This is a genomic window from Salinicola sp. (assembly GCF_982684285.1).
Genome location: NZ_CEXLVS010000057.1, coordinates 1 through 9,453, shown reverse-complemented (window position 1 = coordinate 9,453; position 9,453 = coordinate 1). Strand labels below are relative to the sequence as shown.

Below are 9,453 nucleotides of genomic sequence, written 5' to 3'. Positions count from 1 at the left end.
GCCGACGTCGGTGTGCAGCCCTACGACGGCCTGATCACGCCGGACGGCCGCTACCTCTACCTCTCCGAGCGCACCAGCAGCACTCTCAGCACGCTGCGGGCCAACCCGGAAACCGGCGAGCTGCACTTCGTCGGCAATCAGCCGACGGTGCAGCAGCCCCGCGGCTTCGGGATCGATCCCACCGGGCGCTACCTGGTAGCCGCCGGCGAACTGAGCGATCACCTGTCGCTCTATCGAATCGAATCGGCCAGCGGCAGCCTGACCCATCTCAGCGACGTCGCCACCGGCCACAAGACGAACTGGGTGGAGATCGTGGCACTCGAACGGCCGTGATCGTCGGCCCGCTGTCGGGTCACGTGAATGCGCTGGCCCACTGCCGCTGGTATACTCGGTCGCGACTGCAGGTTGTCGACAACTTTCACGCGCCGCCGCCGCGATCGATTTCAGCCCCGAGTGTTGGCCAGCCACGGTGCCAGCAACCGACACCCGGGAGGATGTCTCGCCTCCTGGTTCGAACAAGCGTCGGGCGATCGACAGAGGATGGCGTCGAACGCTGACGTATCGAGCCGAAACGGAGGGGCGGGACGCGCACTCGAGTTTCCGCACGCACTCGACACTTCGTGTCATTGCCAAAGAGAGGTTAACGAACAGACATGTCCAATACGCCGAAGATCATCTACACCCTGACCGACGAAGCCCCGGCCCTTGCCACCTACTCTCTGCTGCCGATCATCGAAGCCTTTACCGGCACCGCTGGCATCACGGTCGAAACCCGCGACATCTCTCTGGCCGCGCGCGTCCTGGCCCAGTTCCCCGACCTGCTGAGCGAAGAGCAGCGCGTCAGCGACGATCTGGCCGAACTCGGCCAACTGGCGACCACCCCCGAAGCCAACATCATCAAGCTGCCCAACATCAGCGCGTCGGGCCCCCAGCTCAAGGCAACGATCAAGGAGCTGCAGAGCCAGGGCTACCCCCTGCCGGATTACCCGGAAGAGCCCAAGAACGACGACGAGAAAGCGATCAAGGCGGCTTACGACAAGGCCAAGGGCAGCGCGGTCAACCCGGTGCTGCGCGAGGGCAACTCCGATCGCCGCGCGCCCAAGTCGGTCAAGAACTATGCCCGCAAGTATCCGCACCGCATGGGCGAGTGGAGCAGCGATTCGCAGTCTCACGTCGCCCACATGAGCGAAGGCGACTTCTACGGCAGCGAGCAGTCCGCGGTGATCGCCAAGGCCGGCAAGCTCAAGATCGAACTGCAGCAGAAAGACGGTACCCACATCACGCTGAAGGAGGGCCTCGCCGTCAAGGAGAGCGAAGTCGTCGACGCCGCGAGCATGAGCAGCCGTCGCCTGCGCAACTTCATCGACAGCGAGATCAAGGATGCCAGGAAGCGCGGCGTGCTGTTCTCGCTGCACCTGAAAGCGACCATGATGAAGGTCTCCGACCCGATCATGTTCGGCATCGTGGTCGAGGAGTTCTACAAGGAGGCGCTGGAGAAGCACGCCGAGGCGCTGAAACTGGCCGGCTTCAACTCCAGCAGCGGCATCGGGGATCTCTACAGCGCGATCGAGAAACTGCCGAGCGAGCAGCAGGACGCGATCAAGAGCGACATCGAGGCGCTCTACAAGGAGCGGCCGTCGCTGGCGATGGTCAACTCCCACAAGGGCATCACCAACCTGCACGTGCCGAGTGACGTGATCATCGACGCCTCCATGCCGGCGATGATCCGCGATTCCGGCAAGATGTGGGGCACCGACGACGCCCTGCACGACGCCAAGGCGGTGATTCCGGACCGCTGCTACGCGACCATCTACCAGACCGTGATCGAGGACTGCAAGAAGAACGGCGCCTTCGATCCGACCACCATGGGCAGCGTGCCCAACGTCGGCCTGATGGCGCAGAAAGCCGAAGAGTACGGCTCACACGACAAGACCTTCCACATCCCGGCCGACGGCACCGTCGTCGTCACCGACGAGAACGGCCAGACGCTGTTCAGCCATGACGTCGAGGCCGGCGACATCTGGCGCATGTGCCAGACCAAGGATGCGCCGATCAAGGACTGGGTCAAGCTGGCCGTCAATCGCGCCCGTGAAAGCGGATCGCCGGCGATCTTCTGGCTCGACGCCAACCGCGCCCACGACGCCAAGCTGATCGAAAAGGTCGAGACCTACCTCAAGGATCACGACACCGACGGCCTGGATATCCGTATCCTCGCGCCGGTGGAAGCGATGAAGGTGTCTCTGGAGCGCATCCGCAAGGGCGAAGACACCATCTCCGTCACCGGTAACGTGCTGCGCGACTACCTGACCGACCTGTTCCCGATCATGGAACTCGGCACCAGCGCCAAGATGCTCTCCATCGTGCCGCTGATGAACGGCGGCGGCCTGTTCGAGACCGGTGCCGGCGGCTCCGCGCCGAAGCACGTCCAGCAGTTCCTGGAGGAGAACCACCTGCGCTGGGACTCACTGGGTGAGTTCCTGGCGCTCGCGGCGTCGCTCGAGCATCTCGGCAGCACCTTCGACAACGCCCGTGCCAGGATCCTGTCGGCGACGCTGGATCGCGCCAACGGCGAATTCCTCGACAGCGACAAGTCGCCCAAGCGCAAGGTCGGCGAACTCGACAACCGCGGCAGCCACTTCTATCTGGCGCTCTACTGGGCCAAAGAGCTGGCCGCCCAGACCGATGACGGCGAGCTGAAGTCACTGTTCGAAGAGATCGCCAGGACGCTTGGCGACAACGAGAAGACGATCGTCGACGAGCTCAACGCGGTGCAGGGCAAGCCGGTGGACATCAAGGGCTACTTCCACCCCAATGGCGAGCTGGTGAGCGAGGCCATGCGCCCCAGCAAGACGCTGAACGCGGCACTGGGCAAGCTCTACCAGGCTTCCTGATCGGCGCACCGGCTCGAGGCCATCGAGCCGGTTTCCCCGCTCGTCGCTGCCGCGACGGCAGCGACGGCGAAAAGAAACGGGCCCGTGCCATTGGCACGGGCCCGTTTGCTTGCAGGCGCTATCGAACCGGGATGTCGACGATCAGCTCGTCGCCAGCGCCTCGTCCCCCTTTCCATCGAGATGGGCCGGCACCTCCGGCTCGTCGACGGCAAAGATGCCGCCGCTCAAACGCCGTACCCGCTTCATGAACAGGGCGATGCAGATCAGCGTGCCGACGGCGGCGACGACGTAGCTCAGCTGCAGCGAGAGGCCGAAGCCGATCGGCGCGTAGGCGAGATAAGTGAAGGTCGCCATGGTCATGAACGTCGCCGGGATCGAGGTGATCAGGTGCGGCTTGCGCGCCAGCACCAGATACATGGTCGCGACCCACAGCGCGATGACGGCCGTGGTCTGGTTGGCCCAGGAGAAGTAGCGCCACAGCAGCGTGAAGTCCATATGGGTCAGCGCGTAGGAGACCACGAACAGCGGTGCGGCAATCAGCAGGCGCTTGACGATGGGACGCTGATCGATCTTCAGGTAGTCGGCAATGATCATGCGCGCGCTGCGGAAAGCCGTGTCGCCCGAGGTGATCGGCAGCACGATGACGCCGAGAATGGCCAGCGTACCGCCAATGGCGCCCAGCATGGTGGTGGAGACTTCACTGACCACCGCGGCCGGACCGCCGGCTGCCAGAACGTCGGACAGCGTGTGTTCGCCATGGAACAGGCTCATCGCCGCAGCCGCCCAGATCATCGCGATGACACCCTCGGTGATCATCATGCCGTAGAAGATCTTGCGACCGTTGCCCTCGTTTTCGGTGGTGCGGGAAATGATCGGCGTCTGGGTCGCATGGAAGCCGGAGAGCGCGCCGCAGGAGATGGTCAGGAACAGCAGCGGGAAGATCGGTGCGCCCTGGGGATGCATGTTCTGGAACGAGAGTTCGGGAATCGGCGCACCGGTGAAGATCATGCCGAGGCCGATACCCAGCGCGCTGAACAGCAGCAGCGCGCCGAAGTAGGGGTAGATCCGGCCGATGACCTTGTCGATCGGCAGCAGCGTCGCCAGCAGATAGTAGGCGAAGATCACCAGCGTGATCAGCGTGAGCGACAACGGCGTCATGTTGGCCAGCAGCGCCGCCGGCGAGGTCACGAAGACGGTGCCCACCAACAGCAGCAGCAGAATGGCGAAGCCGTTGACCACGTGCTTCATCACCCGGCCCAGGAACTTGCCCGCCAGTTGCGGCAGGTGGGCGCCATGATTGCGGATCGAGATCATGCCGGTGAGATAGTCGTGTACCGCGCCCGCGAAGATACAGCCGATCACGATCCACACGAACGCCACCGGACCGTAGAGCGCGCCGAGGATCGGCCCGAAGATGGGACCGACACCGGCGATATTGAGCAGCTGAATCAGCGAATTCCGGGTGGTGTTCATCGGCACGTAGTCGATGTTGTCGCGCATGGTGAACGCAGGCGTGCGTCGCTTGCGATCGGTGACGAATACACGCTCCACGAATTTCCCATACGTGAAGTAGCCCACTATCAATAGCAGGATCGATCCAATGAATGTAATCATCTAGGGCCCCTGGTGCTGGTAAGACGCCTTGTGGGCATCCGGCAGGTACTACACGGACCCGCAGGGTCCGCACTCTGGTCAAGCGCGCCAATTTACGAATAAGGCCCGGACATTACACCTAGACTTTAGTGGCGGTCGCGACACTTGACGGCGCTTGTCTCGGTGGGACTTCTCAAGCATGCTGGCGCCTTTCCGGCCACCTCGTCCACACCGTCAATGTTCAAGACTCTCGTGGCTCTCCTCCTGATCGCTTCGCCGGGGCTGCTGGCATCGATTCCCCCCGCGACGGCGGCAACGCCACCGACCGCTCCCGACCTGCTGGCGCGCGCCGATGTGATATACCAGCCGACAGCGGCATCCCTCGATCGACTGGCCCCCGATGCCAATCCCGATGTCGTCGCCCTGGGGCTGGGAATCATGCAGTGCGCGCAGCAGCACGGCGTGGGAGAGAACGCACGGCGCCTGGCGATCATCGACTACAGCCGCTCTTCACTGACGCCACGTCTGTGGGTCTTCGACCTGGCCCGCAACACCCTCCTCTACCGCGAGGTGGTGGCGCATGGTCAGGGGTCGGGCGGCGACATCCCGGACCACTTCTCCAATCGGGAAGGCTCCCACGCCTCGAGCCTGGGCCTGTTCCTGACCGGCCGGACCTACGAGGGCAGAAACGGCCACTCGCTGCGCATGGAGGGGCTGGAACCCGGCTTCAACGACGCGGCGATGAGCCGCGCGATCGTCATCCACGGCGCCGACTACGTGAACCCGGAAGCCGGCGAGGCGCAGGGTCGCCTGGGTCGCAGCTGGGGTTGCCCCGCCCTGCGCCCCAGCGTCGCCGACGGCGTGATCGAGGTGCTGAAGGATGGCCAATTCGTCTTCTCCTACTACCCCGAACGGGAGTGGCTGATGCGCTCCGCGCTGGCCCGGTGCGCGCTGGCCAGGGTCGAGGGGGACGGTCACGAGCATCGCTGGCTCGGCGTGCGCTGAAAGATCTTGCTCGGACGCCTGTTTGCGGACCTTGCCAGGCTCTCCCGCAGGGGCGACATTGAGAGGGCGCCGGGCGTCGAAGACGCGAACGGAACCGGCAGTCGTCAGGGAGCACCTCCAATGCCTCGGCTGGGATTCACGCTATTGTTGAGCCTTGCCCTGCTGGTCTCGCCGGCCGGCTTTGCCGTGCCTTTCTGGGGCGAGAAACAGTCGAGCCCCGTCGATTCAGCGGTCGATCGACTGCCTCCCGGCGCCTGGATCTGGGGCGGTGACGACAGGCAAGCCGGCCCGATGGCCGTCGTCGTCAGCCTGACCGAGCAGCGGGCCTACGTCTATCGCAACGGCATCCTGATCGGCGTCACCACCGTCAGCACCGGCCGCGAGGGCTACGAGACGCCCACGGGAGTCTTCACCGTGCTGCAGAAGGACAAGGATCACCGCTCCAATCTCTACGGCAACGCCCCGATGCCCTACCAGCAGCGATTGACCTGGGACGGCGTGGCACTGCATGCCGGCGGCCTGCCGGGCTACCCGGAATCCCACGGTTGCGTCCACCTGCCCACCGAGTTCGCTCGCCTGCTGTTCGAGGCCTCGAACCTGGGGATGACCGTGGTCGTGGCGCAGGCGGGGCAGGCGCCGGTCTCCCTCGTCCATCCCGGGCCATTGAGCCCGATCGATGCCCACACCGGCGCCGATGTCGGCATGCCCCAGCTGGCCGGTGGCAATAGCTGGCGTTGGGCCATGGATCCCCCGGCCGAGGGTCCGATCTCGATGGTGTTGAGTCGCAGCGACCGCATGCTCGTGGTCTACCGCAACGGTGTCGAGATCGGCCGCTCCCGTGTCGAGCTCGCTCGCCCGGATGCCGTGACAGGGACTCGCGCCTATATCGTCGAAGGGCATTTTCATCCTCCGACCTCGCAGGAGAGTGCCCTTGCGAGTATCGAGGGGAACTCCCGCTCGCTGCCCATGCCGACCTGGATCGCGATCGGCGTGCCGGGCTACGAGAGCGCCGCCGGCCGGCCGGTACCGGCCAATGTCGTCAATCAGGTCGTGGTACCGGAGGGTTTCAAGCAGAAGGTGCTGCCTCTGCTCTCTCCCGGCACCGTACTGGTCGCCACCGATGCGCACCTGGCTCCCGAGAACAGCGGCGGACACCTGCGCGTCATCGATAGCGTCGGCCCCAGCGGCTGGCTGGATGACGTCGCCACCGAACGTCATGTCGGCGCCGATCCCTGAAGTCGCCACCGCCCCCCACAAGACGCGGGTGCGACAAGCCGTGCGACATTCATCCACTATGACCAGCCCCGGAACTGGCCTATGTTGAATGTCGACGAGCGATTCGACGAGTCGCGGCACGTCGCCGGCCGGATGCGACCGGAGACGACGCGGCACCGGGAACGCTTCCGCTGGTTCCCTTCACCCTAGGGAGGTTGCCATGTTCAAGTCCCTGCTGGGCCCCATCGATGGTTCCGAAGACTCCCTTGTCGCGCTCAATGTCGCTTGCCAACTGGCGGCGCCGGTTCAGGGCAAGTTGTATCTCCTGAATGTCCGCGATCCCTATCCCCAGCTGCACCGCGGCGAGTTGCTGAGCGTCGAGGCGGCGATCAAGGCGGCCTCGGTGGAGACCGCGAGCCGCGAGGGCCACGCCATCCTGGACGTGGCGCTGGATACCCTTCCCTCTTTTCCCGGCTACAACGGCGAATTCGATACGCTGGTCAAGCAGGGCTCGCCGGCACGCACGATCGTTGCCGAAGCCGAGCGCCTGGGGGTGGACGCGATCGTGATGGGGAGCCGTGGCGTCGGCCAGTTCAAGGGCCTGATGATCGGCAGCGTCTCCCACAAGGTGACCCACGTCGCCAAGTGCCGGGTGATCTGCGTGCATGAGACCCCGCACCAGCACGCCACGCAGGCGCCCCATGAGTTCGTCGACTTCGACTGACCGTCGGCGACACGCAGACGGTTCCCCGGAATGACGACTTGCGGGACAGATCGGTCGCCACCATGCTGAACGGGGTGGGATAGCGACGGGAGAGATTCCCGAAGGAGAAAGCCAATGGCCAGTGGCTGGGCAAAGGACGGTGCGGTTCAGGAGCAGATCGACAGCACCGTGGAGGACGGCATTCAGGAAGCGCGGCAGCGGCTGCAGAGAGCCGGGCCCAGCCTGGCGGCGTGAGAGGAGTGCGAGGCGCCGATCCCGGAAGCACGCCGCCAGGCCGTGCCCGGCGTTCGATTGTGCATCGACTGCCAGGCCGCGGCGGATCGCCACCAGACGCATCGCGCCGCCTACAATCGCCGCGGCAGCAAGGATAGCCAGCTGCGTTGATCGGGTGCCGGGCCACTCAGGCCGGCGACTTCGCGCTCTCCGGCATCGACTGCAGCAGTTCGAGCAGCTCCCGGATCACGTGCTTCTGCAGTTGCTCGGCCCGTTGCCGGGACATTTGCACTCGCTCGCCGGGGTCCAGTCCCTCTTCCTCGCGATCGCCGAAGACGGTCTCGAACGGCACATGCGGGAAGAACTGCTGCTGAAGATGCAAATTCTCCTCGCGATGATGCGCCATGATGCGCCGTGCCATCTCGGGATCCATGAAATCTCTCTCACGCTGGAACAGTTCATGGCCGACACCGAGCGTCCTGGCCAGCCGCTGCTTCAGTCTGTCGTCATGGATATCCCGGAAGAGCCCCTGGTATCCGGCGAGAATCTCGCAGAAGAAAGGGTTCAGGCTGAGATTGCTGCGGTCCCGGTCGAAAGAGAGCCTCGACGGGTCCTCGACCAGATGAGCGAAGAAGTCCGTCAGCAGCTCCCCTCCCCGCAGCGCCTCCGCCTGCAGTGGTCTCACCGTCACGCTGGCCGATCCATAGAGTCTGCCGAAAGCCTGGCCTACCGCCAGGTAGTGGGGATTGGCCCTGCGCAACGCCTCCTGGCTATATTCCGCGAACGTCTTGCCCTCCTTGAACCCCCACTGCTGCCAAGCGGAGAGGAGGTAGTCGTCCTGGCGGCGAATGTAATAAATCACCTCGACGTCGTCGAAGTAGTCGGCGAGTACCCGGTGAATGCCCTCCCCGATCGGCCCCATCAAGTGATTGATGAGGTTCTCCGCCGAGATCACGAAGGTCGCGTCTCGCCACAGCGGTGACTCCCGCCAGGACTCAAGGCGCGCGCGAAGAGACGTCGTATCGCCACCGTTCTCCATGATCTGTCGAAAGAACTCGCGCGGCGTCTCGCCACGGGGGTCGAATCCGGCCTCGCCGGGCAGGCGCAGGCGCGGGTCGGGTACGACGACCTGATTGTCGGCCAGTCCCGGTCTATTACGAATGATCGCCCGCTGAATGCTGGTCGAACCGCACTTCGCATGACCGGGGTGAAGTAGTAATCTCATGGCAGCCCCTCGCATGTAGCAAGCCGTAACGGCCAAGATTTAGGCCATTACAAACCCCAGGGCAACCTGCCTCGTGGTCCTGCGCGATAAAATCCTAAAATGGACTGAGCCGACTCATCGCTTCGATTGAGTCTCCTGCCAGCAGTCCGGATGGCTCTCCCCAATCTCCTCTCGTGTCGATCCGACCTCATCCAAGACGCTGCCCAGAACTGCCAGGACTTTCTGGCAAGCGTGGAGCGCGACCGGTTTGCGTCTGCCACGTACCAGCGCCTCTACCGCTGGCGCCCTCGCACGATGGAGAAACACGTGGCAATTATCCTACAAAAACCGTCTAAAAATCGGGAGTTGAAAACCAGAAAACGCGGTTTACAAATCAATTACAAAACAACACAATCCCTCGCGCTTCAACCCGCAATGACTAAAAACGCAAATAGTAGGGATCCAATTGAACATCCGGACATCAGCAGCAACCATCGTGACACTGGCCATGTTGGGACTGACGGGCTGTGCATCCATCGTCGGCGACAGCAACCAGCCGTTGTCCATTGCCAGCACACCCTCCCAAGCCGATATCTCGATCATCGACG

The 9,453-nt window shown here is 64.0% G+C and carries 9 protein-coding genes and 1 pseudogene; 7 read left to right on the top strand and 3 right to left on the bottom strand.

Annotated elements, in window-relative coordinates; genetic code table 11:
- Both AC3AYF_RS07120 and AC3AYF_RS07115 read left to right on the top strand, forming a co-directional pair.
- On the top strand, positions 1–333 hold a 333-nt coding region (locus tag AC3AYF_RS07120; protein ID WP_487779557.1), incomplete at its 5' end, for a beta-propeller fold lactonase family protein.
- Positions 334–653: 320 nt separating this feature from the next.
- Positions 654–2,891, top strand: coding sequence for an NADP-dependent isocitrate dehydrogenase (locus AC3AYF_RS07115; protein ID WP_295036499.1), 2,238 nt, complete (start codon positions 654–656; stop codon positions 2,889–2,891).
- Between the two features lie 141 nt (positions 2,892–3,032).
- Here AC3AYF_RS07115 and AC3AYF_RS07110 read toward each other — a convergent pair whose 3' ends face one another.
- Entirely contained in the window at positions 3,033–4,505 is a 1,473-nt protein-coding gene (locus AC3AYF_RS07110) for a carbon starvation CstA family protein (protein ID WP_295036500.1), read from the bottom strand.
- 231 nt (positions 4,506–4,736) lie between these two features.
- Between AC3AYF_RS07110 and AC3AYF_RS07105 the strand changes: the two genes are divergently transcribed.
- The 5 genes and pseudogenes from AC3AYF_RS07105 to AC3AYF_RS07085 all read left to right on the top strand — a co-directional run.
- The gene (locus AC3AYF_RS07105; protein WP_295036501.1) at positions 4,737–5,489 is read left to right on the top strand and encodes a murein L,D-transpeptidase catalytic domain family protein; all 753 of its coding nucleotides are present in this window, start codon (positions 4,737–4,739) and stop codon (positions 5,487–5,489) included.
- 120 nt (positions 5,490–5,609) lie between these two features.
- Positions 5,610–6,725: a L,D-transpeptidase gene (locus AC3AYF_RS07100; protein WP_295036502.1), complete on the top strand. Its 1,116-nt coding sequence runs from the start codon at positions 5,610–5,612 to the stop codon at positions 6,723–6,725.
- A 199-nt stretch (positions 6,726–6,924) separates the two neighbouring features.
- Positions 6,925–7,428: a universal stress protein gene (locus tag AC3AYF_RS07095; RefSeq protein ID WP_487779556.1), complete on the top strand. Its 504-nt coding sequence runs from the start codon at positions 6,925–6,927 to the stop codon at positions 7,426–7,428.
- Positions 7,429–7,542: 114 nt separating this feature from the next.
- On the top strand, positions 7,543–7,662 hold the full coding sequence (locus AC3AYF_RS07090) for a TraR/DksA C4-type zinc finger protein (protein ID WP_487779555.1): 120 nt from the start codon (positions 7,543–7,545) through the stop codon (positions 7,660–7,662).
- Positions 7,663–7,674: 12 nt separating this feature from the next.
- Positions 7,675–7,812, top strand: a pseudogene (locus tag AC3AYF_RS07085) (TraR/DksA C4-type zinc finger protein); the annotation flags it as partial.
- Between the two features lie 16 nt (positions 7,813–7,828).
- On the opposite strand, the gene AC3AYF_RS07080 reads toward AC3AYF_RS07085, so the two are convergent.
- Both AC3AYF_RS07080 and AC3AYF_RS07075 read right to left on the bottom strand, forming a co-directional pair.
- The gene (locus AC3AYF_RS07080; protein ID WP_295036506.1) at positions 7,829–8,866 is read right to left on the bottom strand and encodes a hypothetical protein; all 1,038 of its coding nucleotides are present in this window, start codon (positions 8,864–8,866) and stop codon (positions 7,829–7,831) included.
- 366 nt (positions 8,867–9,232) lie between these two features.
- Positions 9,233–9,453 (bottom strand): hypothetical protein (locus AC3AYF_RS07075; protein WP_487779554.1); only part of this gene is annotated, 221 nt, incomplete at its 5' end.